Raw genomic sequence first — 25,376 nt, forward strand, 5'->3', positions numbered from 1 at the left:
GCCCCATCGCTGCCGTTCCGGCTGGTAGCTCTCGGTAGGGGCCATCCCTGAATTACCCCGGGGTCGCCTGGAACGACGGCGGTCAACCTGACACGATGGAACCCAACGCCGGGTACTCAACGTTGCCTGTACGGATCGATCGCCCGCTCGCCATGGGGGAGGGCAGGTTCGACCCCAGGGGGCGCGAGCGCACCCGGTGACAGGACCAGTGGGACGCAAGAAGGCAGGCGGAGGAGATGGCCAACCCTTTCGTGAAGTTCTGGAAGTACCTGATGGCATCGTTCTCGTCGAAGGTCGACGAGCACGCTGACCCCAAGGTGCAGATCCAGCAGGCCATCGAGGAGGCGCAACGCCAGCACCAGGCGCTCTCCCAGCAGGCCGCTTCGGTGATCGGCAACCAGCGTCAGCTGGAGATGAAGCTGAACCGCCAGCTCGGTGAGGTGGAGAAGCTGCAGGCGTCGACCCGGCAGGCCCTCGTGCTCGCCGACGAGGCCCGCGCCAAGGGCGACGAGCAGAAGGCGCAGGAGTTCGAGAACGCCGCGGAGGGCTTCGCGGCCCAGCTGGTCACCGCCGAGCAGAACATCGAAGACCTCAAGACCCTGCACGACCAGTCGCTGCAGGCCGCCGCCCAGGCGAAGCAGGCCGTCGAGCGCAACGCCAGCATGCTGCAGCAGAAGCTGGCCGAGCGCACCAAGCTGCTCTCGCAGCTGGAGCAGGCGAAGATGCAGGAGCAGGTCTCCGCTTCGCTGAACCAGATGTCGCAGCTGGCCGCGCCGGGCAACACGCCTTCGCTGGAGGACGTGCGCGAGAAGATCGAGAAGCGCTACACCACCGCGCTCGGCTCGGCCGAGCTGGCGCAGAACTCGGTGCAGGGCCGGATGCTGGAGGTCCAGCACTCGACCACGCAGCTGGCCGGGCACTCGCGCCTGGAGCAGATCCGCGCCTCGATGAAGGGCGACTCGGTGGCCCAGGTGACCAGCGGGTCGCAGGCCGCGTCGGCGGCCAAGGACCAGGCCGCCGCGGCCAAGTCCAGCGCGAACATCCAGCAGGAGATCCAGCAGCGGGTCCAGGCCGAGCAGCAGAAGAACCAGGCCTGAGACCGGCCGGGGCCGCAGGGGAGTGGTGATGGGGTCGGGTAAGCGTGACTTCGGCGAGCTGAGCGCGAAGCTGGAGAAGCACATCGAACGCCTGCCCGACTACGCCCAGCGCGCCCAGGAGAAGCTGCAGAAGTACCTGCCGCCGGAGTCCGGGCGGGGCACCGGTGACCAGCGGGAACCGCAGGTCTACCGCAAGGTGTTCCCGCCGGAGGAGCGGGCGGGCACGACGCCGCCCGCCCGACCGGCCCCGCTGGTGCCCAAGCTGCCGAACCTGCCCGACTTCGCCTCGCTGGCCTCCTCCGCCCCGGCGGTGGACGGGCTCAAGGCGAAGTGGGCGCAGTGGAACGAACCCGCCGCCAAACTGGAACGGCGCAAGCGGCGGGCGTCCAGGGCCACCACGCTGTGGCTGGTGCTGTCCCTGATCAGCGTGCTGGTGGTGGTGGCGGGTTTCCTGGCCGCGGCCACCACCGCCGCGGCGCTGATGTCCCCGCCGGTGCTCGGCGGGGCGGCGGGTGCGATCGCCTTCACCACGCTCGGTGTGCGCTCCGGCGCCCACCTGCGCCGGCTCAACCGGATGGAGATCCCGGCCAGCACCGCGCCCCCGCCGCTGCCGCCGTCCGGCTCGGCGGCCCGCCGCCCGATGGAGCGGCTGGCCGAGTCGGAGGCGTCGCTGCGGGAGCTGCTGCGCCAGCTGGCCGTTCCGAGCACCACCGGGGTCACCGCGGTGCCCGAGGTGTCGGTCGAGGACGCCCGCGCCACCGCCGACGAAGCCGCCAAGAGCCTGCGTGGCCTGGCCGGTCGCATCCAGGCCATCGAACGCGCCCGCAACGCCGCGCCGCGGGGTGAGCGCGCCGCGCTGGACGGCGCCATCCGCACCCTGGCCGAGCAGCTCGACGACGGGCTGGAGGGCTACGGCGCCCTGGTCGCCGCCGCGGGCCGCACGGTGGCTGCGAGCAGTGACGGCATCGGCACCTCGAGGGAAGCCCTCACCGACGCCACCGATCGGCTGGCCGGGCTGGCGATCGCCCTGCGTGAGCTGGGTTCTTGATTCCAGCTGTCCTCTGTGGACGGTATGGACAGCGGCCCGTCCCCGGTGTCACTCTGTGACGGGGTGAAACACGTACGTAACCGAATGGACGTTTCCGTCGCAATCGGCTTTGCCTACCGTTTTCCTCATGAACATCTTTCTGCCGGAGGCACCAGTGCGCTGATCGAGGGTCTCCCACGAGGAAAGGACGGCGGCTGTGAACACACTTCCTCCCGAACCGGAGCCGATCTGCCCGGCACCGCCGAGTGCTTTCCAGCGGGTGATCTCCGCCTACGAGCGCCTGGCCGAAACCGATCGCGCGGCCGACTGGGAGACGCTGCGCTCCGAGGAGGACGTCCTGGTCGAAGCCAAGGCCATCGACGAACGCGTGCGGGCCGGTGACGAACTCCCGCTGGCCGGGCAGCTGCTCGCGGTGGGCACCGGGCCCGCCATCGCCGGGTTGCCGGACGGCCCCGGCCTCGCCGAGGTCAGCGCGGCCGCCGTGCAGCGGCTGACGCAGGCGGGCGCGGTGGTGCTCGGCCGGGCCGGGAAGGACTCGGTACCGGCCGTGGTCGGCTCCGGGGCCGCCGACCTGGGGCTGGACACCGAAGCCCCCGGCTCGGCCACCACCTTCGCGCTGCGGGCCACCGCCGGGCTGGTTCCGGACGCGCCGGTGGTGCACGCCCGCGAGCTGACCCTGGCGCGGCTGGCGCTGGGCACGGCGACCGACGCGGCCGCCTGGCCGGGTGCGTTCCGGTTGTCCGCCGGGGAGCACCCCCGCGTGGCCGTGCCGGGTGCGGCCCAGCTCGCGCCGCTGCCGATCGCCGTCCGGCGCTCGTTCGAAGCCGTCGTCGCCGCGTTCTCCGCGTCCGGGGTCCGGATCGGCTCGCCGGACGGCTCGTCCGACGTGCTGCTGACCCCGTCCGTGCTGGACCCGGCCGGGCCGGGGGCGCCGTCGGTGACCGTGCCGCTGGGCGCGGCCGGCGGGGAACCGTTCGGCATCACCTTGTCCACCGCGCCGTTCGAGGAGCAGCTGGCGCTCGACCTCGCCGCCTTGCTCACCGCTTCCCCCGCCGGCGATCCGTATCCGGCCACCAGCGTGGAGTTCGTGGTGTTCGGCGAGCAGGTGCGCGGGCGCCCGCTGAGCGCCTGGCTGGCCGAACTGGGCGCGCGGTACTCCGGGGACGTGGTCACCGCCTCGCACTACCGGATGGTGCTGCTGTCCGGGCCGGAGGCCGGGGTGGTGCCCGGGGCGCACTCGATCAGCGGTGAACGCTGGGCGATCTCCCCGGACGGGCTGGACCGCCTGCGTGCCGGGCTGCGCGCCCCCCTGCGCCTGACCGCGGTCCGGCTGGAGACCGGGATTTCGCTACCCGCCATCACCTGCGACCCGATGGCCGAAAGCACCGAACTCTCGTCCTACCGGGACTGGCGGGCCTACCTGCGCCACCTGAGCACCGCCCGGCCGAGACCAGCCTAGGCTGCGCCGCCTGCCACCGGGGTTGCCTGGGGAAGCTGCGCACCGGCGCCCGTGACGCGCTGACCCGGCCGTGGCGCCGAACTCACCATCGTCGCTGTCGTGCGCTGGCTCCGATGGCTCAACGGGCAGCGCTCAGGGCTCGGTGCGGCGGGCCTGCCCGGCCGGTGCCCGTGAGGTGATCGGCGCGACTGTTGCGCCGTACGCGCCGCGTTCACCATCGCGGCCATGGTGGGCTGGTTCGGCTGGCTCAACGGGCAGCGCTCAGGGCTCGGTGCGGCGGGCCTGCCCGGCCGGTGCCCGTGACGTGATCGGCGCGACTGTTGCGCCGAACGCGCCACGTTCACCATCGCGGTCATCGTGGGCTGGTTCGGCTGGCTTGTCGGGCAGGGCTCAGGAGTCAGCGCACCGGGCCTGCGCAGCAGTGCTCGTGACGCGCCCGGCCGCCTGTTGCGCCGTACGCGCCACCTACCAGGCCGAATCCGCCATCGTGCGCTGGCCCCGATGGGTGTAGCGGGCATGGCTCAGGTGTCGGAGGACTGGGCCTGCGCAGCGGTGCCCGTGACGCGCCTTGGCCGCCCGTTGCGCCGAACGCGCCGCTCTGCCAGGCCGGATTTCACCATCGTCGCTGTCGTGTGCCGGCTCCACCGGCTTACCGGGTGGCGCCCAGGCGCCGGTGGACCCGGCGCACCAGGCCGGGGCCGTGCAGGGCGAAACCGGTGTAGAGCTGGATCAGGCTCGCCCCGGCGTCCAGCATGCGGGCGGCGTCGTCACCGGACATGATGCCGCCGACGCCGATGATCGGCAGCCTGCCACCGGACTCCTTGTGCACGAAGGCGACCACCTCGCGGGCCCTGGCGGTCAGCGGGCGGCCGGACAGCCCGCCCGCCTGCTCGCCGATCGACGCCTCCGGCTGGATGACGCCCGCGCGGCCGAGCGTGGTGTTCGTGGCGATGACCCCGGAAACGGCGTGTTCCTCGCACACCTCGATCAGCTCGGCGAGCGCTTCGTCGGTGAGGTCGGGCGCGACCTTCACCAGCAGCGGCGTGGCCAGCTTGCCCGCCTTCGCCGCGAGCGAGGCCGAGGTGGCCTGCAGTTCGTTGAGCAGCTCGCTCAGCGCGCCGCGGTCCTGCAGGCTGCGCAGGCCCGGCGTGTTGGGGGAGCTGACGTTGACCGCGAAGTAGTCGGCGTGCGGGTGCAGCAGCCGCAGCGACTCCTGGTAGTCGGCCACGGCCTCGTCCAGCGGGGCGGCCTTCGACTTGCCGATGCTCACGCCGAGGGGCACCGGCGGTTTGCCGGTCCGCGTCAGCCGCTCGGCCAGCGCCGCGGCGCCGCTGTTGTTGAAGCCCATGCGGTTGATCACCGCGTCGCTGCCGGGCAGGCTGAACAGCCGCGGCCGCGGATTGCCCGGCTGTGGCAGCCGGGTGACCGTGCCGACCTCGACGAAGCCGAAGCCGAGCGCGGGCCAGGCGGCCAGCGCGCGCCCGTCCTTGTCCATGCCCGCGGCCAGGCCGACCGGGTTCGGGAACCGCACCCCGAAGACCTTCACCGGCCGTTCGGCGCCGTAGACGCGCCGCAGCGCGCGGAGCGCGGGTTCGGCGGTGGCCAGCTTGCCGAGCGCGGCGACGGTGCGTTCGTGCACCAGTTCGGCGTCGTTTCGGCTCAGCCGGTAGAGCGCGGGGCGGACCAGGTTGTCGAAGAGCACGGCTACATGGTGCCGCACCGGCTCTTCCACTCGTCCTCGAGCATGGCGTAGACGAACTCGTTGCCCCATTCGCCCTTGAAGATCTGGGCCTCGCGCAGGTGCGCCTCGCGGCGCAGGCCGAGCCGTTCCATCAGGCCCCAGGAGGCGGTGTTGCGTGCGTCACAGCGACCGCAGATGCGGTGCAGGCCGAGTTCCTCGAAGCCCAGCCGCAGCAGTTCGGTGGCCGCCTCCCTGGCATAACCCCGGCCGTGGTGGTCGGGGTGGAAGACGAAGCCGAACTCGCCCTGCCGGTGTTCGCGGCTGAGCCACTGCAGGTTGAGGTCGCCGATCAGCTGCCCGGTCGCGGCGAGTTCCACGGCGACGGCGAGGAAATCGCCTTCGCGGGTCAGCGTCGCGTTGCGGATGCGGGTTTCCAGCGCCAAGGCGGACTGCTCGCGGGAACGCGGTTCCCAGTAGAGGAAGCGGGTGACCTCGGGCCGCGACTGGAAGTCGTTCAGCTCGTCGAGATCAGCCGGGGTGAAGGCGCGGAGCACCAGCCGCGGAGTTCGGATGGGATAGGCGGGACGCAGCAAGGTTCCCCGGTTTCTCGCTGGAGACATGGGTTTCCCCGGTGCGCCTCCCGCACGCCGTCAAACGCGCGGGCCCGAGCCGGACCGATTCTCGGGAGCACCGGGGAACCGGTGACTGCCTGGTATTCACTGGCAGGCAACAAAACGAAAGCAGGGTACGAGCCGACAGGTGGCCGAGTCGCCTGCTTTGGTCAGTCCATTTTCGTTTCGCCGTCCGCTAGCGGACAGTCACCTCACGAGTCCTATAGTCAATCAACTTCGGACCACCTCCCTTCTCGTGTACCACCCACGCTAGGCGGGTTCCCGCTCTCCGGCAACAAGATTTCGTCACTCCGGTTCGGGCACCGCGGCGATCTCGGCGAGCAGGGCCGCCTTGGTCTCCTCGGGCAGGAAGGCCGAGGTCACCGAATTCGCCGCCAGTGCGGCCAGTTCGGCCGGTCGCAGGCCCAGCGCCCCGGCCACCGCGAGGTATTCGCCGTTCAGCGTGGCGCCGAACATCGGCGGGTCGTCGGTGTTGAGCGTCACCACCACGCCGTGGTCGAGCAGGCGCCGCACCGGGTGCGCCTCGACCGAGGGCACCTGGCCGGTGCGCACGTTCGAGGTCGGGCAGACCTCCAGCGCGATGCCGTGCGCGGCCAGGTGCGCCAGCAGCGCCGGGTCGTCGGCGGCGCTGGTGCCGTGGCCGATCCGCTCGGCGCCGAGGTCGTGCACGGCCGACCAGACGGTGGCAGGCCCGGTGGTCTCACCGGCGTGCGGCACGCTGTGCAGCCCGGCTTCGCGGGCGGCGGTGAAGAACGGGGCGAACTGCGCCCGGCCGACGCCGATCTCCGGGCCGCCGAGGCCGAAGCTCACCAGCCCCTCGGGGCGTTCGCGCAACGCGAACACCAGCGTCTCCTGACCGGCCTTCACCCCCTTCTCGCCGGGGATGTCGAAGCACCAGGCCAGCTCCACCCCGTGCTCGGCCGCGGCGATGGCCCGGCCTTCGGCCAGCCCGTCGAGCAGGTCGTCGCCGGACATGCCGTCCAGCAGGTGGTTGTACGGGGTGACGGTCACCTCGGCGTAGCGGGCGTTCTGCCTGGCCAGGTCCGCGGCGAGGCCGGTGACCAGCGTGCGGATGTCGTCGCGGCCCTTGAGCATGGACTGCACGGCCCAGAACACGCGCAGGAAGTGGTCGAAGCCGCGGAAGCGGAAGAACTCCGCCAGCGCGGCGCGTTCGGCGGGCACCCCGGCTTCGGGGTGGCGGCGGGCGAGGTCGAGCACGGTCTCGATGCCTGCCGAACCGACCAGGTGCACGTGCAGTTCGGCCTTGGGCAGGGCCTCGACGAACGCTCTCAGCTTGGTTTCGGGCATGGTGAAGCTCCCTGTGAACGAAATGGGTGGGTGACGGGAAGGCGCGGGCGATCAGGGAGCGAGATCGCCGCGTTCGGTGTCCGCGCCGTAGAGCGGCAGCTTGAACGACGTCACACCGGTGAGCTTAGCCGCTCGGCACCGGTCCGCGCTGGCAGTTCGGGCAGTACCAGGACTGCCGCCGCTGCACGCCGTGGCCCTGGTCGGCCACCCCCACCCGGCCGCCGCAGCGGAAGCAGCCCTGCCTGCCGCGCCCGTAGACCCAGTGCTGCCGCCCGCGGGCCAGCTCGCCGGTGGTGCTCTGGGCGTGCCGCCAGGCGTTGGCCAGCAGCAGCTTGCGGGCCAGCGCCACCACCCGCGCCGGCTCCACCCCGGACACCGGCGTCCACGGCGTGACCCGCAGCAGGTGGCAGATCTCGGCCATGTACATGTTGCCCACGCCCGCCAGCACCCGCTGGTCGAGCAGGGCCAGGCCGAGTTCGCGGTCCGGGTCCGCGGCCAGGTTCGCCGCCGCCAGCGCGGCGTGCTCCTCGGTCCACATCGGATCGAGCAGGTCCGGCCCGAGGTGCCCGACCCAGCGCGACTCCTCCCCGGTGGCCAGCAGGTCGAGGTCGTGCAGGCGGAAGCCGATCACCAGCGCGGTGGCGTTCTCGAAGATGGCGCGGGCGTGGTGGGCGGGCATCGGCCAGCGCGCGCCCGGGGTGAGGAAGCGCCAGGCCCCGTCCATCTTCAGGTGGCTGTGCAGGCTCAGGTCCCCGGAGAAGCGCAGGAACATGTGCTTGCCCGCGGTGCGCACGCCGAGCACCGTGTGGCCGGTCAGGTCCACCGTGGCCAGCCGGGGGTGGCGGAACTCGGCGCGGACCAGTTCCCGGCCGGCGAGCGCCTGCTCCACCCGCTTCCCGGCCAGGAAGACCGTGTCGCCTTCGGGCACCTAACGACCCTGGCCCGGGCCGACCCGGGGGATCTCGCCGGTGGTTTCGGTGACGTCCAGGGTGCCGGTGGCCGGTTCGTCGTCGGCCTCCCAGGCGGCGCGGTGGCGCCCGGCGCGGCTGGACCGCAGGATCTTGGCCAGCACCATGTTGAAGGTCAGCGCGATCTCCTGGGCGCCCGGCGAGTTCCACTCGTGGATCGGCACGCACGCGCCCTGCGCCTGCTGGATCGCCAGCCGGTCCGGAATGGCCGTCGGCATCACCAGCGAGCCGAAGGACTCCCGCAGCTCGGCGATCCGGAACTGGTGCTCGTGCGAGCGCACCCGCAGCTTGTTCACCAGCACCCCGACCGGGCGGAGGCCGGGGTTCACCCGGTCGCGGATCTCCTCGATCGCGTCGAGCGCGCGCTCGGCCCCGGCCACGGCGTACATGGTCGGCTCGGTGACCAGCAGCGCGCTGTCCGCGGCGACCAGCGCCGACTTCGTCAGCCTGCCCAGCGACGGCGGGCAGTCCAGGATCACCAGCTCGTACGGGTCCCCGCGCAGCGGCTCGCGGTGCAGCTCGTCCAGCGCGCGCGAGAGGTTCTCCAGCCGCCGGTTCTCCGGGCCGGGCTCGTTGAGCTGCTCGAGGTCCTCCGAGCCGACCAGCACGTCCAGCTGGTCGTCCCAGACGCTCGGCGCGATGGCCCGCTCCAGCATCGCCCGGTGCGGGGTCTCGAGCACCTCGGCGAGCGTCGCGTCGGTCAGCGGCGGGTCCAGCGACGCGGTGGCGTTGCCCTGCGGGTCCAGGTCGGCCACCAGCGTGCGGGTACCCCGGCGGAGCGCGGCCGAGGCGATACCCAGCGCGACGGTGGTCTTGCCGACCCCACCCTTGAGGCTCAGTACGGCGACGGTGTGCACGCCAAGCAGCCTACGGGCGAAGCCACCACTACGCTGTGGCCCCATGCGAACGGACACCGCGGCGGCCCGCGGCCCGGCGGCGGTGCGCCGGGTGCTGGAATCGGAACTGACCCAGGCGCGGGAACGCGGTTCGGCCGAACCGCACGTGGTCGACGTGGGCGGCGGCAGCGGCGGGTGGGCCGTGCCGTTCGCCTCGGCCGGGTGCCGGGTGACCGTGGTCGAGCCCAATCCCAACGCGCTGGCCACGCTGCGCCGCCGGGCCGAGGAGGAGGGCGTCGCCGGGCGGATCACCGTGGTCGCCGACGACTCCGACGCGCTCGGCAGGCACGTCGGCGCCGGTTCCGCCGACCTGGTGCTCGCGCACGGCCTGCTCGAGGTGGTGGACGACCCGGCGGCCGTGGTGGCGGCGCTGGCCGAGGCGGTGACCCCCGGTGGCGCGGTCTCGGTGCTGGCGGCCAACCGCTACGCCGCCGTGCTGCACCGGGCGCTGGCCGGGCGGCTCGCCGACGCCAGGAACCTGCTGCTGAACACCGACGGCGTGCTGCCGGGGGAGCGCGAGACGCTGCTGCGCCGGTTCGACAGCGAAGCGCTGACCGGACTGCTGGTGGCGGGCGGCCTGGAGGTCGCCGTGCTGCAGGGTGACGGCGTGGTGGCCGACGCGGTGGTGCCGGACGGTGTGGTGGCCACCGAGGAGGACCTGACCGAGTTCGAGGCGGTCGCTTCGGCCACCGCTCCGCTGCGGGAGATCGCCAGCAGGCTGCACGCGCTGGCTCGGCGCCCGAGACTGTCGTAGTCACCGGTTACTGTCGGGCGTATGGGGAGGAACACCGGGCTGCCCGCCGACTTCGCCCGGTTCAAGGTCACGGCCGAGGCGGAGGCCGCCGGGCCGGGTGCGGACGGCTGGCCGGCCGACGAGGGCTGCGCGTTCCTGCACGTGGACATGGACGCCTTCTACGCCGCGGTGGAGCTGCGCACCCGGCCGGAGCTGGTGCACCGGCCGGTGGTGATCGCCGGGGCCGGGCCGCGCTCGGTGGTGCTCTCGGCGAACTACCCGGCGCGCAAGTTCGGCGTGCGCTCGGCGATGCCGGTCGGCGCGGCGAAGCGGCTGTGCCCGCACGCGGTGTACCTGCCGCCCACGCGCGGGCTGTACAGCGAGGTGTCCGCAGGCGTGATGGCCATCTTCGCCGAGCTGACGCCGCTGGTGGAGCCGCTGAGCCTGGACGAGGCGTTCCTCGACGTCAGCGGGGCGCTGAAGCGGTTGCACACCACCCCGGCCGGGATCGGCGCGATCATCCGGCGCCGGGTGGCGCAGGAGCACGGGATCACCTGTTCGGTGGGGGTGGCCGGGGCCAAGTTCATCGCGAAGCTGGCCTCGGGCATGGCGAAACCGGACGGCATGATCGTGGTGCCGGTGGCGCGGGCGCTGGACTTCCTGCACCCGCTGCCGGTGTCCGCGCTGTGGGGCGTCGGCAAGCGCACCGAGGAGCAGCTGCGGCGCCTCGGCCTGGCCACCATCGCCGACGTGGCGAACGTGCCGCCCGCGCGGCTGCGCCGGGCGGTGGGCAACGCGGTGGGCGACCACCTGTACGCGCTGGCCCACGGGCACGACAACCGGGCGGTGGAGCCGGACAGCGCGGAGAAGTCGCTGGGCGCCGAGGTCACCTTCGACGTGGACGAGTACGACCGGGCCAAGCTGGCGCGCGAGCTGCTGCGGCTGTCCGAACGGGTGGCGGCGAACCTGCGCGGGCGCGGGCTGCGCGGCCGGACGGTGTCGATCAAGGTGCGGTTCGCCGACTTCAAGACCGTGACCAGGGCACGCACGCTGCTCTCGGCCACCGATGTGGCGCACGCCATCCACGGCACGGCCGTGACCTTGCTGACGGAGCTGGGGCAGGGCGCGGCGGTGCGGTTGATCGGCGTGCGGGTCGAGGGGCTGGAGGACGCCGGCTCGGCCGAGCAGCTGACCTTCGGCACCGACGGCCCGCGCTGGCGTGATGCCGAGGTGGCGGCTGATGTGGCGCGCTCCAAGTTCGGCTCCGCGGCGGTGCGGCCGGCGTCGCTGCTGTCCAGCCACGAAGAGTGAGGCCGGGCGTTCGGCGCGGGTTCGCATACTCGTTGCGGGTGGTTCCCGGCAAATCGATGAGTGCTTGATACGGGATCGGGTAGTCGTTCGCGCGCTGGACTCGTATCCTGGAGTGCAGACACCCCGGACGGGGTGTAGTTGGGTCCACTACTGTTGCGCGGCCCGGCGCCCGCGACAAGCTGTGCCGGAGGAGGAAAGATGCCACTCTCCGAGCATGAGCAGCGGCTGCTCGACCAGATCGAGCGCGAGCTCTATGCCGAGGACCCCAAGTTCGCATCCACGGTGCGTGGCACCAGGCTGCGCCGACCCGCCCGACGCCGGCGCCTGCAGGGTGTGGCCCTGTTCGTCGTCGGGGTCGCGCTGCTGGTGCTGGGCGTGGTGGTGCCGTTCCGGGTCGCCGAGATCCCGTTGATCAGCGTGCTCGGCTTCCTGGTGATGTTCTTTGGGGTCCTGCTCGCCGTCACATCGTTGCGGCAGCAACCAGAGGGTGAAGGATCAGAAGGCGAGCAGGCGGGCTCCTCACGGGGACGGCCGCAGGCACGCAAGAGCTCGTTCACACAGCGGATGGAGGAGCGCTTCCGCCAGCGTTTCGAGGACCAGTAGCGGATCCGGTCGACCGCACGGAAAGACCACGAATGGGGCACCGCCTGCGAAGGCAGGCGGTGCCCCATTCGTCTGCCCGCCTCCGGCCGTCTCGCCGGGCGGTTCGCGCGCACGAGTGAACTCCGGGCTGCCCGGGTTCCACGTTCGGGCAGCCCGCCCGAAGGGGCGGCGGAGCCTCAGGAGCGGCGGAAGAGGGAGCGGGGGAACAGGCGGCCCCGCCACGACATCGGGGAGTTCCGCGTCAGGCTGGTCCGCACCTCGTCGAAGGCGCGGCCGAACCGCGGGTCCGGCGCCGGCGTGCTGCCGTACCAGGCCCGTTCCACCGCGCCGACCACCGTGCGCAGGCCTTCCTTGCCGCCCTCGTCGAGGCGGTGGCGCTGCGCGATCTTCTGCGCGGTCGTCCGCACGGTGTCGCTCGCCTCCACCGGCACACCCCGGTCCCGGCACTCGTCGAGCAGTTCCTTCCACGCCGCGTTCGCCGCCTGCGGGCCGCTGCCGCCGATCACCTGCAACCGCTGCCGCCGCACCACCGCGCGCACCGTCGACGGCACGACCACGACGATCAGCACCAGCACCAGCGGCACCGCCAGCAACGCCGTCCACGACCAGGCGAGCAGGCCCAGCCCGGCGATGAACAACCCGGCCGCGACCGCGGGCAGCCAGCTCTCGGCGGCCCCCGGTGGTGCGGCCACCACCTGCTCGGCGCGCACCGCACCGGACGGATCGGGGGCGGTGGGCGGCGGTCTGCGCAACCGCTTCTGCGCCCGTTGCCCCAGTTCCCGCAGCACACCCGCGACGATCAGCGCGCCGACCAGCGCGGCGAACGCCAGCCAGAGCGCCCAGTCCGGGCCCTCACCCGGCCGCTGCTCCTCCTCCGGCTGCTCCGGCTGCGCGGCGATCTCCGGCGAGTTCGTCTCCTCACCCGGCAGCCGCGGCGGCGCGACCGAAGTCGAGCTGGTGGCCTGGCCGGGGTCCGTCTCCTCGCCCGCGTTCTCGTCCGGGCGCAGGTACGGCGGGATGTACCCCCGCGAGTCGGCCAGCGGGGTCGGGTCGAAGGTGACCCAGCCCAGGTCGCCGAAGTAGGCCTCGACCCACGCGTGCGCGTCCTGCGAGGTGATCGACCGGTAGTCGGCGGTGGTGTACCCGGGGGTGAACCCGATCGCCACCCGCGACGGGATGTTCAGCGTCCGCAGCATCACGGCCATCGCCGAGGCGAACTGCTCGCAGTAGCCGCGCTTGCCGTAGAGCAGGAAGTCCACCAGCGCGTCGGAGTCGGCGGCCGCGGCGGTACGGGTGTCGTAGGTGAACCCGTTCCGCGAGTTGAAGTAGTTCCAGATCGCGGTGGCCCGGTCGAAGTCGTTCGTCGCGCCCCGGGTGAGCTGCCTGCTCAGCTCCACCACCCGCGGGTCCACCTGGTCCAGTCGCGTGTAGACGGACGGGAGCTGGTCGGCCTCGGTGTCGGCGTTGCGCAGCGCGTCCTTGGTCGGCACCCGCAGCGAGGCGGTCTGCACGTACGGCGGCGACTGCCGCTTGGCCTCGCTGTAGACCGCGCCGCTGACCGAGTCGTACTGCCAGCCGTCGGAGATGTTGCGCAGCGAGCGCGGTGAGCCGTAGACCGGCAGCCAGACGTCGACCCAGTTGATCGGCTCGATCTGGATTTCCTTGGTCTCGCCGGTGCCGTCGTCACCGGGCGCCAGCGGCAGGCTCGGCTGGTTGGCGGGCACCCCCGGCGGCATCCGCGGCTCGTCGGCGATCTTCCAGCCCTGGTTCGGCTGGAAGTGGTTGAGCGTGAACGCCCGCAGCATGCGGCGGTCACCGGGCGCGTTCATCCCGCGCACCCGGAACAGCTCCACGTTCTGCCCCTGGTCGAGCAGTCCGCGCAGCTGGGTGAACGGGTTGATGCCGAGACCGCCGGCCGGCTGGTTGCCGGTGCGGCCGGGGGTCTCCCCGGGGATGCTGCCGACCGTGCCGATCGCGGTGATCGTGGCGCCGGCCACCAGGCCCAGCGACAGCGCCACGGCGACCACCGCCACCGGGGCCGACGCCGCGCTCGGGGAGGCACCCAGCCCGGGTGCGCTCCGGTTGCGCCAGCGCCGGTGCCGGTGGCTGCCGTCCACCGCGAGCAGCCCGGCGAAGGCGGCGGCGCCGAGCAGGAAGGTCCACCACGGCAGCATGCCGTCGGACAGCGAGGCGGGCACCGCGTAGACGCACAGCAGGATCAGCCCGGTGGCCGCCGGGGCCGACGCGGCCACGGCGAAGGTGTCCACCAGCACCGCGACCAGGCCGATGGCGATGACCACCAGGCACAGGATCGGCGGGGTCGGCTCCACCGGCGGCAGGCCCATCCGGATCTGCTCGGACGCCTCGCCCAGCACGTCCTCCAGCTCGGCGAGCGCGGCGGGCCCCGGGATGACCCCGAGGATGCCGCTGCCGGTGAACACCCCGGTGATCAGGAAGACGAGCACCAGCAGCTGGGCCAGCGCGACCACCAGCGTCGGCGCCCGCAGCGAGCGCAGCGCCAGCCCGGTGCAGGCGACCAGGACGACCGCCACGATGACGTAGCCGAACCAGGCCGCGCCGCCGACCACCCCGGTGATCGAGGTGGACGCGCAGATGGTGGCCAGCCCGGCGGCGAGCGGCGCGAAGATCGAGCTCACCCACGGCGCGGCGGGCGGCTCGGGGCGTTCGGCCGGGGTGTGCGGGATCGGCGGTGCCGGCGGCGCGGCGGTCACAGCGAACCCCCGATCAGCGTGCCGCGGCGCGCGGTCGACCGGCACAGCTCACCCCACACCTGCGGCATCGGGCTGGCCGGACCGGCCACCACCACGCCCCAGCCCGCCGCGCGCAGCAGGCTCGCGGACTCCTCGGTGGCCGCGGCCCGGTGCTCCGGGGCGCTGACGCCGCCGGACCACGCCGGGGTGTCCAGCAGCACGGCGAGGCTGCGGATGCCGCGCGGGCGGAACCGGTTCAGCTCGTGCACCGCCTCGTTGCTCACGGTGCCGAGCACGGCGATCAGCTCCTGTCCCTCGGCCGGATCGCTGCCGGTGGTGACGTCGCGCTGGTGCGCGGGCTGCAGCCCGGCGAGCGCGTCGAGGATGAGGTGGTCGTGGTGGTCACCGCCGTCGCCGGGCGCGTCGGCCAGCACCTGGCCGTGCTCGGTGACCAGCCGGACGCGGTGCCCGGCGCGGCGCAGGTGCAGGCAGATGCTGGCGGCGAAGGACACCGCCCACTCCAGGCTGGCCGACGGGCCGGTGCCGTGGTGCGCGGCGGCGCGGTGGTCGAGCAGCACGGTGGTGCCGCCGCGCCACGGCCGCTCCTCGACCCGGACCATGATCTCGTCGCGGCGCGCGGTCGAGCGCCAGTGCACCTTGCGCAGGTCGTCGCCCTGCCGGTACTGCCGCACGATCACGTCGGACTCGCCCTGCCCGGCGTGCAGCCGGACGTTGCCGTCGTCACCGACGCCGATCCCGGCCCCGGACGGCAGCCCCCACAGGCTGACGAACCGCGGCACCACGACCAGCTTGGTGTGCGCGATCAGCTCGCGCTCGAACTCGCACAGCCCGAACGGATCGGTCACCGTGGCCCGCAGCGGGCCGACCTGCTGGACCCCGCGCAGCATCGGCTGGATCGGGTAGCGCAGGGCGACGGCCTGGTGCTGGGGCAGCCGCTCGACCACGAACCGGGGCCGCCCGCCCAGCGAGTACGGCACCCCGTCCTCCAGCAGCACCTCCCCGGTCGGCAGCCGCCCGGTGCGCCACAGCTCCAGCTGGACCTCACCGCTCCCGCCGACCTGGACCCGGTCCGGGAACAGCTTCCTGGCCGCGCCGATGCGCACCTTGGCCGCCGAGATGAACCCGGCGACCAGCAGCGGCAGCGCGATGACAAAAACGGCGACCCGCAGCAGATCGCGCTCGTTGAGCACGGTGGCGCAGACCGCGGCCGCCACGCCCGCGGCGAGCAGGCAGCGGCCGCGGGTGGTCAGGCCGGACAGCGAGCGCAACATGACCGGGCTACCGGCGGCTCTGCCCGTTGGCCTGCGCACCGGCCTGCGGCACCGGCACCCGGCCGAGCACCGCGCGGACCACGTCGGTGGCCGACCGGCGGGCGGCGTGCGCCTCGGTGGTCAGCACCAGCCGGTGCGCCAGCACCGGCACGGCGACCGCGTGCAGGTCGTCCGGGACCACGTACTCGCGGCCGGCCAGCGCGGCCTGCGCGCGGGCGGCGCGGACCAGCTGCAGCGTGGCGCGGGGTGAGGCACCGAGCCGGATCTCCGGCAGCTGGCGGGTGGCCGAGGCCAGCTCCACCGCGTACTGCCGCACCTCGGGCGCCATGTGCACCTTGCGCACCGCGCGGATGAGCCGGTGCACGGTGGCCGCGTCGGAGACCGGGCGCAGGTCCTTGAGCGGGTTGTGCCCGGCGTGCTCGTCGACCATGGCCAGCTCGGCCTGCGGGTCGGGGTAGCCGATCGACACGCGTGCGGTGAACCGGTCGCGCTGCGCTTCGGGCAGGGCGTAGGTGCCCTCCATCTCGATCGGGTTCTGCGTGGCGATCACCATGAACGGCTCCTCCAGCTCGTAGGTGCTGGTGTCGACCGTCACCTGGTGCTCCTCCATGCACTCGAGCAGCGAGGACTGCGTCTTCGGCGAGGCGCGGTTGATCTCGTCGCCGACCACGATGTTCGCGAACACCGGGCCGGGGCGGAACTCGAAGCCGCCGGTCTGCCGGTTGTAGATGGACACCCCGGTGACGTCGCTGGGCAGCAGGTCGGGGGTGAACTGGATGCGGCTGACCGTGCAGTCGATGGACCGGGCCAGCGCCTTGGCCAGCGAGGTCTTGCCCACCCCCGGCACGTCCTCGACCAGCAGGTGGCCCTCGGCGAGCAGGGTGACCAGCGCGATGCGCACCACGTCCGGCTTGCCGACCAGCACCCGTTCGACGTTGGCGGCGATGCGGGCCGCGGTGTCGTGCAGTTCGCCGAGCGACGCGGAGCCGTGGCCGTTGGCGCCGCCGGCGCGCCCGCCCGACCCCGCCTCACCGGGGTAGTAGGGCGCCTGGTCGCCGGGCACCGCGGACTGCGTTCTCGACGTCACTCGACCTCCATGGTGCCGACGCGCACGGCGTCCCCGAAAAGCACTGCGTTCTGGAAAAGGTACGGGCTCACCCGCTCGGGTGTGCCGCTTCCGGCCCGCCGGTTCACCGGTCAGCCTCCCACGAAGTGTGTCAAACGTGAGCGAAACGTTGGTGAGAACCCTTCGATCACTGAGCGCTACTGCCGATATTGCGCCATTCGAGTGAGTAACGCCCTGGTCGGCTGGGCGATGGGCTTACGCCGCGTTCTGTCGTATTCTGCTCAGCGGATTGACCCGACTACGGAAGGTGCTCGCACATGCCGGAGGTCGAGACGAGGGACCGGACGGCTGGAGCCGCCGCGGCGTTCACCGTGGCGCCCGATCTGGCCGGTGACGCCTACACGCGGCTTTCGGAGCTGCAGGACGTGGTCGGCGAGATGGTCCGGCACGCCAAGGTGCTCGGCAGGCAGGTGCCGCTGGGCGGCGGGTACGCCGACGAGGTCGGGCGGTTCATGGCCGAGTACGGCGTCGGCCAGCAGGGCTCGGCGGTGGAGTCGCTGGTCGCCTTCGGCCGGGAACTGGCGGATCTCAAGGTCACCATCGCCGAGGCCATGGAGCGTTACTCCGATGCCGACAAGCAGGCGGCGGACGACGTCGAATGCACCGGCGGATGACCCGGCTCCTGCTCCTCCTGCCCGCGCTGCTGGTGCTGGGTGCCTGCGGCCAGAGCGGTCCGGCCGCCTCCGGGGAGAACCCCGGCCCACCGGCCGTGACCCCGACCACCGCTGGGGGCAGCGTGCCGCCGGACGCGCTCGACCCGTGCGCGCTGCTGTCGCCGGGAGAACGGTCCACCGCGGGCCTGACCTCGGTCGGCGAGCCGAAGGTCATCGGCTCCGCGCGCACCTGCGACTGGACCGAACCCGGCACCTTCGGCCTGGCCATCTCGGTGGACGAGTCGAAGGGCCTGACCGACCTCCGGGCGGAGCGGGAAGCAGCCCGGCGGATCGAAGTCGGGGACCGCGAAGCCCTCAAGGTCGCCGACGCCGAGGCCGATGACGGAACCTGTGCGGTGTTGCTGGGCGCGGGGGAGTCGGCGAGCGTGCAGATCGACGTCAGCAACACGAACTTCACCGGTACCGAGGCCGCGTGCGCCCGCGCGGACAAGGTGGCCGGACTGGTGGAGCCCAAACTGCCCTGAGCCACAGCCCACGGGAGCACCCATGCCCGACCCCAGCAGCGCGCCGATCTCGACCCGCCGTTACCAGGCATACAGCCACCAGGCGATGAAGGACGAGGTCGAGTCGGGGAACGATCCCGGCGAGGCGGGGGCGATCGGCGGCCAGTGGGACGAGCTGGCCGGGCGGTTCCACGAGTCGGCCCAGGCGCTGACCGCGTTGCTGGAGCACAGCCGCGAGCACTGGTCGGGAGCCGGCGGTGAGGCCCTGCGCGGCGTGCTGAGCCAGGCGGCGCGCTGGTCCGGGGAGGTGGCCGGGGTGTCGGCCTCGCTCGGCGGTTCGGTGGCCGCGCAGGCGGAGATCGCGGCCAGGGCCAAGGCGGAGATGCCGGAGCCGGTCGAGTACGACCCGGCCGCGATGATCCGCCAGGCCGCCGCCAGCGGGAACCTGCTCGCGCTGGCCGGGCTGCCCGCGGCGATGGAGGAGACCAGGGCCGCCGCCGAAGCCGCCAGGCAGAAGGCCGTCGACGTGCTCAACGCACGCGACGAGGCGCTGCGGGACGCGATACCGGAGCAGTCCTTCGCGCCACCGCCGCCGCTGACCACCCGGGCATGATCCGGGTCTCCGCCTCCGCGTTCGACGTGCTGTGGGCCGATCTGGGGCTGCCGCACGTCCCGCTGGGCCTCGGCGTCCACAGCGTCGGCACCACCGACGCCGAGCGCGCGGAGATCCGGGAGTCGGTCTACGCCAACCTCGCCGAACGCGGGTTGTACGACCCCGGGTCGGGCCTCGACGGAGCCCTCGCCGACCGGCTGCGGACACTGGCCACGGCCTCGGTGTACGTCGAGTGCGAGGCGCTGCTGGACATGACCTCGGACACCCCGTTCCGCGCGGTGGCCGCGGCCGGCGGCAGGCAGGGGGTGCTGGCCGCGCAGCCGAACCGGACGATCGGGCTGTCCGGCATCCGGGACGGCGAACTGCTGCCGTCCATCGTGGAACTGCTGCCCGCGCTGGAGCCCGGGCCGGGGTACGGCGTCAGCCTGCCCGCCGCCGCGATCGAGGACGCGGTCTCGGGTGGCAACGGGCGAGCCGGGCGGGAGAAGCAGCTGCAGGAGGTGCTCGCCATCCAGGCCAGGCCGATCTACGGCGCCGGGCGGTTCACCGTGCGGGTGCGTGACGGAGCCCACGTCCGGCGGGCCGGCGGCCTCAGCTGGTTCTGGACCGACGTCGGCGCGTACCTGAGCACGCTGGAGCCGGGCCGGGGCGGTCAGGACTGGGTGACGGTGACCCCGGTGGACGGACCGCGCCTGGTGCAGCGCCTGGCGGGCCTGCTGGAGGGCTGACCCCCCACCGCCCCCACCCCTCCCCACCCCGCGGGCCGGGCGGGCGGGCGCCGGGGACGTGTAGCGCATTCATCCGTTGCTCGTCACCCCCGACATGGGGGATCTTGACGCCGCCGCCCCACCGCGCCCCCACCGCGCCCCCACCGCTCTCACCTGCGGAAACGTCCGCCCTGGTGGGTGAATGTGCGGTCAATTGCCGTTGACTGTGGTGAAAAGTGGGGTACGGTGGTGCCCAGTGGGGCGGAAGGGAGCCCCGTGGCCGATCCCCGCCTCGGCGGAGACCGGCGGGGAGGTGGCTGCCGATGTTCCTCGGTACCCACACCCCGAAGCTCGACGACAAGGGGCGGCTCACACTGCCCGCGAAGTTCCGCGACGCGCTGGCAGGTGGGCTGATGGTCACCAAGGGACAGGACCACTGCCTGTATGTCTTCCCGCGCGCCGAGTTCGAGCAGATGGCCCGCAAGGTCGCCGAAGCCCCGTTCACCAACGAGGCGGTGCGTGCCTACCAGCGCTACCTGTTCGCCGGGACCGATGAGCAACGCCCGGACGGGCAGGGGCGCATCACCATCGCGCCCGAGCTCCGCCGCTACTCCGGGCTCAGCAAGGAGTGCGTGGTGATCGGCGCGATCACCAGGCTGGAGATCTGGGACGCCCAAGCGTGGCAGGGCTACCTGGACGAACACGAGGACAGCTACGCGAAGGCACAGGAGGAAGTTTTGCCGGGCGTGTTCTGACACGCGGCCGCCGGCACCCACGCCGTCGGGGGGCGGGGGTCCCACCGGCCGCGAAGAGGGATGCCGCGCCGGACACGCGGATGCCGTCAGGCCTCTGTCCGCTCAGTGGCCCTGGTGCACCTTCCCCGGCACCAGGTTCGCAGCGGGCGGACGGAGACCTGGCGGCATCGGCATTTCGCCAGTTCAGCCGAGAAGGGGGTGGGTGTTGTGGTCGAGCACGTTCCGGTGCTGCTGGAGCGGATCCTCGAGCTGTTCGCCCCCGTCCTCGGCAAGCCGGACGCCGTGCTCGTCGACGCCACCCTCGGCCTCGGCGGCCACGCCGACGCCCTGCTCACCGCGCACCCGGAACTGACGCTGGTCGGCCTCGACCGCGACCCGGCCGCGCTGGAGCGCTCGGCGGAGCGCCTGCGCCACCACGGCGACCGGGTGCACCTGGTGCACGCGGTCTACGACGAACTGCCCGCCGCGCTGGCCGGGCTCGGCCTGTCCACCGTGGACGGCCTGCTGTTCGACCTCGGTGTCTCCTCGATGCAGCTGGACCGCGACGAACGCGGGTTCTCCTACGCCAGGGACGCCCCGCTGGACATGCGGATGGACCCGACCACCGGGCCGACCGCGGCCGACGTGCTGAACACCTACCCGCCCGGCGAGCTGGTCCGGATCCTGCGCGAGTACGGCGAGGAGCGGTTCGCCCAGCGGATCGTCAAGGCCGTGGTGGCCGCGCGCGAGACCGAGCCGTTCGAGCGCAGCGGCAGGCTGGTCGAACTGCTCTACGCGGCGGTGCCGGCGGCGAGCAGGCGGACCGGCGGGCACCCGGCCAAGCGCACCTTCCAGGCGTTGCGGATCGAGGTCAACGGCGAGCTGGAGGTGCTGCGGCGGGCGGTGCCCGCGGCACTGGACGCGCTCGCCGTCGGCGGCCGGATCGTGGTCGAGTCCTACCAGTCCCTGGAGGACCGGCTGGTCAAGCAGGCACTGGCGGCGAAGGCGAAGTCCCGCACCCCCGAGGGGCTGCCGGTCGAGCTGCCGGGGCACGGGCCCGAGCTGCGGCTGCTGACCAGGGGGGCGGAACAGGCGAACGAAGCGGAGATCGAGGCGAACCCGCGGGCCAGCTCGGTACGGCTGCGTGCCGCGGAGCGGATCGGAGAGGCGGCAAAGTGACGGCACCCACGCGTTCTTCCCGCTCGCGCGCGCGCACCGAGCAGCGCGGCGCCACCGGCCGCACCAGGACCTCGGCCGCCGAGCGCGCCTACGCCCGCCGGGCGCAGCGCGCCGCCGAAGCCGGGGAGCCGGGCGACCGCACCCCGGCCGCGGGCGGAACCCCGGCCCAGCCGCGGCCGAAGTTCCAGCTCAAGGTGCGGCTGCCCCGCTCGCGCGCGTCGTTCGTGCTGCTGATGATGGGCCTGCTGGCGGTCGGCGTGATCGCCACGCTGTGGCTGTCCACCCAGGCCATCGCCGACAGCTACCGGCTCGACGAGCTGCGCAAGGACAACGCGAGCCTGGTCGAGCAGGCCGAGCGGCTGCAGCGCGAGGTGACCAAGCAGGAGTCCACCTCCTCCTTGGACGAGCGCGCCAAGGCGCTCGGCATGGTGCCCGGCGGCGACCCGGCCCGGATCATCGTCAACCCGGACGGCAGCTACACCGTGGTCGGCGAGCCGAAGAAGGCCACCGGGCCGGCGGCGCCGGGCGACCGCGACAGCACCGAGCCGGAGAACGCGCCGCCGCCCGCGCCCGCGATGACGCAGGGCCAGCCGGACCCGGCGCTGCAGCAGCCGGAGAGCCAGCGGCAGCAGCAGGAACAACAACAGCAGCAGGAACAGCAGAACCAGGCGCCAGGAGGACAGTGATGACGGGCAGGCCGCGGCGGGGGCCGGTCCGGGTGGCGGGCACCCGGGCGCAGGCCAGGCGGACCAGCGCGCAGGCGGCGGGCGGCACGGGCCGGAGGCCGCACCGCACCTATTCGGCCACCGGGCTCCGCCGCGCCAACGGCAAGACCGCCGAGGGCAGCACCCGCAGCCGGTTCGCCTCGGTGCGGATCATCCTGGTGGTGCTGCTCTCCATCGCCGGGCTCCAGCTGGTCAAGGTGCAGGCCTTCGACGCCGAGACGCTTTCGGCCAGCGCCGAGCGCCAGCGGACCACGCCGATCGACATCCCCGCCCAGCGCGGGTCCATCGTGGACCGCAACGGCACCAAGCTGGCGTTCAGCGTGGAGAACCGCACGCTGTCGGTGAACCTGAGGCTGATGCGCAAGAACTGGGCCGAGTACGCCCAGAAGTACCCGGAGAAGGGCCAGAACTTCGAGACCCGCTCCGCCGCGGCGGCGAAGTTCATCGCGCAGAAGCTGCCGGACAAGACCAACGAGGCCGAGCTGCTGGCCAAGTTCCGCAAGCCGGACGACTTCACCTTCCTGGTCGACGACGTGGAACCCTCGATCGCCGACGAGATCACCGACGGCGAGAACTTCCCGGAGATCAGCAAGGAGAAGCGGGCCAAGCGCGAGTACCCCGGCGGCACCCTGGCGGCCAACGTGGTCGGGGTGGCGAAGTGGCAGATGGAGGACCCGGACGTCTCCAAGCACAACCTGCACGGCCTGGCCGGGCTGGAGGCCACCTGGGACAGTGAGCTGGAGGGCACCCCCGGCCGCCGCCTGGTGGACACCGAGCAGGGCGGCGACGTGGTCATCCCGGGCACCGAGCGGGAGCTGCAGCCCGCCACCGCCGGGGCCGACCTGGAACTGACCCTGGACGCGGACCTGCAGTACGACCTGCAGAGCAAGCTGTCGGACTACGTGGCCGAGAGCCGCGCCAAGGGCGGCAGCGCGGTGATCATGGACGCCAAGACCAGTGAGGTCTACGCGCTGGCCAACGACCGCACCTTCGACCCGAACGACCTGGCCAAGGCCACCCCGGACCTGATGAACAACCGGGCGGTCACCACGCCGTTCGAGCCGGGCTCGGTGAACAAGGTGGTCACCGCGGTGGCGGCGCTGGAGCACGGGATCGCCACCCCGGAGTCGGTGCTGGCGGTGCCGGGGGCGCTGCGGGTGGCCGACCACACCGTGCGCGACGCCTGGACGCACGGCACGCAGAACTTCACCACCACCGGCATCTTCGCCAAGTCGTCGAACGTCGGCACGCTGCTGCTGGCGCAGAAGCTCGGCGAGGAGCCGTTCGCCGACATGCTGAAGAAGTTCGGCCTCGGCCAGCGCACCGGTATCGGCCTGCCCGGCGAGAGCCCCGGGTCGGTGCCACCGCGCAACCAGTGGTCCGGCACCACCTTCGGCAACCTGCCGATCGGCCAGGGGCTGTCGATGACCGTGGTGCAGATGGCCGGTATGTACCAGGCGGTGGCCAACGGCGGCCTGCGCGTGGAGCCGAGGGTGGTGCGCGCCAAGATCAACCCGGACGGCACCAGGGTGGAGCAGCCGCCGCCGAAGACCACCCGGGTGACCACGCCGAAGACGGCGAAGACGGTGCTGGACATGCTGCGGGCGACCACGCAGAAGGGCAAGAACCAGAACTCGGGGACCGCACCGCAGGCGGCGCTGGACGGCTACCAGATCTCCGGCAAGACCGGTACCGGGCAGCAGGTCGACCCGAAGACCGGCGCGTACAGCGACACGCTGTACAACATCACCTTCGCCGGGGTGCTGCCCGCGGACAACCCGCGCTTCGTGGTCGGCATCCACCTCGACGCGCCCGACACCACGCTGCCCGCCGGGCACTCGGCCGGGCCGCTGTTCCACGACGTGGCCTCGTACCTGGCGCAGCGCTACCAGCTGCCGCTGTCGGGCTCGGCGACTCCGGTGGTCCCGCTCGTGCTGAGCTGACCGGTACGGTCGCCCGGGAAGAGCAACTGGGTGAAAGGACCGGGAATGACCTCAGCCGGGGTGGATCGGGCGCGGGCGCTGCTGTCGGCGGCGCAACTGGCCGACGGGCACAACGACCTGCCGTGGGCGCTGCGTGCCCTGGCCGGGCCGGATCCGCGGGAGGCGGTGGCCGCGGTCGACCTGACCGTGCGGCAGGACCGGTTGCACACCGATCTGCCGCGCCTGCGCGAGGGCAAGGTCGGCCTGCAGTTCTGGTCGGTGTTCGTGCCGTGCGACTTCACCGGCGACAGCGCGGTGACCGCGGTGCTGGAGCAGATCGAGGTGGTCTACCAGCTGCTCGAACGCTATCCGGACCAGCTGGCGCTGGCCCGCACCGCCGACGAGGCCGAAGCCGCGTTCCGCGACGGCCGGGTGGCGTCGATGCTGGGGGCCGAGGGCGGCCACAGCATCGCCGAGTCCCTCGGCGTGCTGCGGATCCTGCGTCGCCTCGGGGTGCGGTACATGACGCTGACGCACAACTCGAACACCCCGTGGGCGGACTCGGCCACCGACGAACCGGCGCACGGCGGGCTGACCGAGTTCGGCCGGGACGTGGTGCGGGAGATGAACCGGATCGGCATGCTGGTGGACCTTTCGCACGTGGCGCCGAGCACCATGCGGGACGCGCTCGACGTGACCAGCGCGCCGGTGGTGTTCACGCATTCGTCGTGCCGCGCGGTCCACGACCACCCGCGCAACGTGCCGGACGACGTGCTCGCGCGGCTGGCGGGCAACGGCGGGGTCTGCCTGGTCACCTTCGTGCCGAAGTTCGTGTCCGGCGCGGAGTCGGCGGGGGTCGAGGACGTGGTGGCGCACCTGGAGCACGCCCGCGAGGTGGCCGGGATCGACCACATCGGCGTCGGCGGCGACTACGACGGGGTGAAGGCGCTGCCCACCGGGCTGGAGGACGTCTCGAAGTACCCGGTGCTGTTCGGCGCGCTGCTCGATCGGGGCTGGAGCGAAGACGACCTGGCCAAACTGGCGGGCCGCAACGTACTGCGGGTGCTGCGCGGCGCCGAGGACGTGGCCAAGGGCGCGGGGTACACCGACGCCTGACGGTGGTTCGAGTGCGCTGGCAGTGGCAGCTCGGGCCGCGCCGGTGGGCGGCTCGGGTTGCGCCGGTGGGTGGCTCGCGGGCCGCGCCGGTTTGGTTGGCGGGTGGTTCGGGGCCGCGCTGGCGGATGGTTCGGGCCGCGCTGGTGGGTGGCTCGGGTTGTGCTGATGGGTGGCTCGGGTTGTGCTGATGGGTGGCTCGGGCTGTGCCGGTGGGTGATTCGGGTCGCGTCGGTGGGTGGCCCGGGTTGCGCCGTTGGGCAACTCGGGCCGCGCCGGTTTGGTTCAGGCCGCGCTGGTGTCGTCGGGCGGGTGCCCGGCTGGGCGTCGGCTTCGGTTCGCCGAAGCGGTGGTCGAACCCGGAACCGGTGACCGGTGCGGCCTCGGCGGCGGCACCGGTG

23 protein-coding genes are annotated in these 25,376 nt (G+C 72.8%); 15 read left to right on the forward strand and 8 right to left on the reverse strand.

Features of this window, described 5'->3' with window-relative positions; genetic code table 11:
• Positions 1 to 236 precede the first annotated feature (236 nt).
• From AC07EG_RS27570 to AC07EG_RS27580, 3 genes are all read left to right on the forward strand, one after another.
• Positions 237 to 1,097, forward strand: coding sequence for a PspA/IM30 family protein (locus AC07EG_RS27570; protein WP_478256098.1), 861 nt, complete (start codon positions 237 to 239; stop codon positions 1,095 to 1,097).
• Positions 1,098 to 1,125: 28 nt separating this feature from the next.
• Entirely contained in the window at positions 1,126 to 2,145 is a 1,020-nt protein-coding gene (gene pspM / locus AC07EG_RS27575) for a phage shock envelope stress response protein PspM (RefSeq protein ID WP_478256099.1), read from the forward strand.
• Between the two features lie 196 nt (positions 2,146 to 2,341).
• Positions 2,342 to 3,604 carry an allophanate hydrolase-related protein gene (locus AC07EG_RS27580; protein ID WP_478256100.1) on the forward strand — a complete coding sequence of 421 codons (1,263 nt, stop codon included), beginning with the start codon at positions 2,342 to 2,344 and terminating at the stop codon, positions 3,602 to 3,604.
• Between the two features lie 649 nt (positions 3,605 to 4,253).
• Here AC07EG_RS27580 and AC07EG_RS27585 read toward each other — a convergent pair.
• The 5 genes from AC07EG_RS27585 to AC07EG_RS27605 form a co-directional block, all read right to left on the reverse strand.
• Entirely contained in the window at positions 4,254 to 5,306 is a 1,053-nt protein-coding gene (locus AC07EG_RS27585; RefSeq protein ID WP_478256101.1) for a quinone-dependent dihydroorotate dehydrogenase, read from the reverse strand.
• A gap of 2 nt (positions 5,307 to 5,308) precedes the next feature.
• Complete coding sequence (locus AC07EG_RS27590) at positions 5,309 to 5,878, reverse strand: GNAT family N-acetyltransferase (RefSeq protein WP_478256102.1); 570 nt, start codon at positions 5,876 to 5,878, stop codon at positions 5,309 to 5,311.
• 324 nt (positions 5,879 to 6,202) lie between these two features.
• Positions 6,203 to 7,225: an adenosine deaminase gene (gene add / locus AC07EG_RS27595; protein ID WP_478256103.1), complete on the reverse strand. Its 1,023-nt coding sequence runs from the start codon at positions 7,223 to 7,225 to the stop codon at positions 6,203 to 6,205.
• 124 nt (positions 7,226 to 7,349) lie between these two features.
• Complete coding sequence (locus tag AC07EG_RS27600; protein ID WP_478256104.1) at positions 7,350 to 8,153, reverse strand: DNA-formamidopyrimidine glycosylase family protein; 804 nt, start codon at positions 8,151 to 8,153, stop codon at positions 7,350 to 7,352.
• Entirely contained in the window at positions 8,154 to 9,050 is an 897-nt protein-coding gene (locus AC07EG_RS27605) for a ParA family protein (RefSeq protein ID WP_478256105.1), read from the reverse strand.
• Positions 9,051 to 9,093: 43 nt separating this feature from the next.
• On the opposite strand from AC07EG_RS27605, the gene AC07EG_RS27610 reads away from it, so the two are divergent.
• From AC07EG_RS27610 to AC07EG_RS27620, 3 genes are all read left to right on the forward strand, one after another.
• Positions 9,094 to 9,843: a methyltransferase domain-containing protein gene (locus AC07EG_RS27610; protein WP_478256106.1), complete on the forward strand. Its 750-nt coding sequence runs from the start codon at positions 9,094 to 9,096 to the stop codon at positions 9,841 to 9,843.
• Positions 9,844 to 9,864: 21 nt separating this feature from the next.
• Complete coding sequence (gene dinB, locus AC07EG_RS27615; protein ID WP_478256107.1) at positions 9,865 to 11,133, forward strand: DNA polymerase IV; 1,269 nt, start codon at positions 9,865 to 9,867, stop codon at positions 11,131 to 11,133.
• A 198-nt stretch (positions 11,134 to 11,331) separates the two neighbouring features.
• A complete protein-coding gene (locus tag AC07EG_RS27620; RefSeq protein WP_113697168.1) occupies positions 11,332 to 11,736 on the forward strand; it encodes a DUF3040 domain-containing protein in 405 nt (134 codons plus the stop codon).
• Between the two features lie 176 nt (positions 11,737 to 11,912).
• Here the strand turns inward: AC07EG_RS27620 and AC07EG_RS27625 are convergent, their stop codons facing one another.
• The 3 genes from AC07EG_RS27625 to AC07EG_RS27635 are packed head-to-tail and all read right to left on the reverse strand — an operon-like array spanning position 11,913 to position 16,826.
• A complete protein-coding gene (locus tag AC07EG_RS27625; RefSeq protein ID WP_478256108.1) occupies positions 11,913 to 14,468 on the reverse strand; it encodes a transglutaminase TgpA family protein in 2,556 nt (851 codons plus the stop codon).
• The gene (locus AC07EG_RS27630; RefSeq protein ID WP_478256109.1) at positions 14,465 to 15,739 is read right to left on the reverse strand and encodes a DUF58 domain-containing protein; all 1,275 of its coding nucleotides are present in this window, start codon (positions 15,737 to 15,739) and stop codon (positions 14,465 to 14,467) included. The genes AC07EG_RS27625 and AC07EG_RS27630 overlap by 4 nt, the downstream gene beginning before the upstream one ends.
• A 7-nt stretch (positions 15,740 to 15,746) precedes the next feature.
• Complete coding sequence (locus tag AC07EG_RS27635; protein ID WP_478256110.1) at positions 15,747 to 16,826, reverse strand: AAA family ATPase; 1,080 nt, start codon at positions 16,824 to 16,826, stop codon at positions 15,747 to 15,749.
• A gap of 296 nt (positions 16,827 to 17,122) precedes the next feature.
• Here AC07EG_RS27635 and AC07EG_RS27640 point away from each other — a divergent pair, with 296 nt between their 5' ends.
• The 9 genes from AC07EG_RS27640 to AC07EG_RS27680 all read left to right on the forward strand — a co-directional run bounded on the left by AC07EG_RS27640 (position 17,123) and on the right by AC07EG_RS27680 (position 24,978).
• The gene (locus tag AC07EG_RS27640) at positions 17,123 to 17,479 is read left to right on the forward strand and encodes a hypothetical protein (RefSeq protein ID WP_478256111.1); all 357 of its coding nucleotides are present in this window, start codon (positions 17,123 to 17,125) and stop codon (positions 17,477 to 17,479) included.
• A complete protein-coding gene (locus tag AC07EG_RS27645; RefSeq protein ID WP_478256112.1) occupies positions 17,476 to 18,003 on the forward strand; it encodes a DUF3558 domain-containing protein in 528 nt (175 codons plus the stop codon). The genes AC07EG_RS27640 and AC07EG_RS27645 overlap by 4 nt, the downstream gene beginning before the upstream one ends.
• 22 nt (positions 18,004 to 18,025) lie before the next feature.
• Entirely contained in the window at positions 18,026 to 18,595 is a 570-nt protein-coding gene (locus AC07EG_RS27650) for a PE-PGRS family protein (protein ID WP_478256113.1), read from the forward strand.
• On the forward strand, positions 18,592 to 19,323 hold the full coding sequence (locus AC07EG_RS27655; protein ID WP_478256114.1) for an ESX secretion-associated protein EspG: 732 nt from the start codon (positions 18,592 to 18,594) through the stop codon (positions 19,321 to 19,323). The genes AC07EG_RS27650 and AC07EG_RS27655 overlap by 4 nt, the downstream gene beginning before the upstream one ends.
• Positions 19,324 to 19,625: 302 nt before the next feature.
• The gene (mraZ, locus tag AC07EG_RS27660) at positions 19,626 to 20,057 is read left to right on the forward strand and encodes a division/cell wall cluster transcriptional repressor MraZ (protein WP_478256115.1); all 432 of its coding nucleotides are present in this window, start codon (positions 19,626 to 19,628) and stop codon (positions 20,055 to 20,057) included.
• A 207-nt stretch (positions 20,058 to 20,264) separates the two neighbouring features.
• Positions 20,265 to 21,215 (forward strand): 16S rRNA (cytosine(1402)-N(4))-methyltransferase RsmH, encoded by a 951-nt coding sequence (rsmH, locus tag AC07EG_RS27665; RefSeq protein WP_478256116.1) that lies wholly within the window; start codon positions 20,265 to 20,267, stop codon positions 21,213 to 21,215.
• Entirely contained in the window at positions 21,212 to 21,901 is a 690-nt protein-coding gene (gene ftsL, locus AC07EG_RS27670; protein ID WP_478256117.1) for a cell division protein FtsL, read from the forward strand. The genes rsmH and ftsL overlap by 4 nt, the downstream gene beginning before the upstream one ends.
• Complete coding sequence (locus tag AC07EG_RS27675; protein WP_478256118.1) at positions 21,901 to 23,883, forward strand: peptidoglycan D,D-transpeptidase FtsI family protein; 1,983 nt, start codon at positions 21,901 to 21,903, stop codon at positions 23,881 to 23,883. The genes ftsL and AC07EG_RS27675 overlap by 1 nt, the downstream gene beginning before the upstream one ends.
• A 45-nt stretch (positions 23,884 to 23,928) precedes the next feature.
• Positions 23,929 to 24,978 carry a dipeptidase gene (locus AC07EG_RS27680; protein ID WP_478256119.1) on the forward strand — a complete coding sequence of 350 codons (1,050 nt, stop codon included), beginning with the start codon at positions 23,929 to 23,931 and terminating at the stop codon, positions 24,976 to 24,978.
• Positions 24,979 to 25,376: the final 398 nt, after the last annotated feature.

It is taken from the genome of Amycolatopsis sp. NPDC045836, from assembly GCF_056431745.1.